Annotated in this window: 1 protein-coding gene; it reads right to left on the reverse strand. The window is 38.8% G+C overall.

Features of this window, described 5'->3' with window-relative positions:
* A partial coding sequence (locus ACFINS_RS10605; RefSeq protein WP_375706249.1) for a universal stress protein occupies positions 1 to 273 on the reverse strand: 273 nt, incomplete at both ends.

Below are 273 nucleotides of genomic sequence, written 5' to 3' on the forward strand. Positions count from 1 at the left end.
GCGTACATCACTGGCAATTTCTCCTAAAACTTTATGGGCAGTTTGTATTGCTTCTGTTCGCATAACATTGTTGACGCCCAAAAAATGTTGAAATTCTACACTATCAACAATACAGAGTAGTACCAATGTTTTTTTAGTATTTTGGGCATGCTGTGCAGCAAAGGCGACAGCGCGCCGACATTCTGGTGTCTCATCGATAATGACTAAAATTTTCCGCTTGTGATTTGTTTTCGCTTTGTTTTGCTTAGAAACCCTGAGGTTTTCTCTATTTTT

Origin of the sequence: Bartonella sp. AA2SXKL (assembly GCF_042197205.1) — a bacterium.
Lineage (GTDB): Bacteria > Pseudomonadota > Alphaproteobacteria > Rhizobiales > Rhizobiaceae > Bartonella.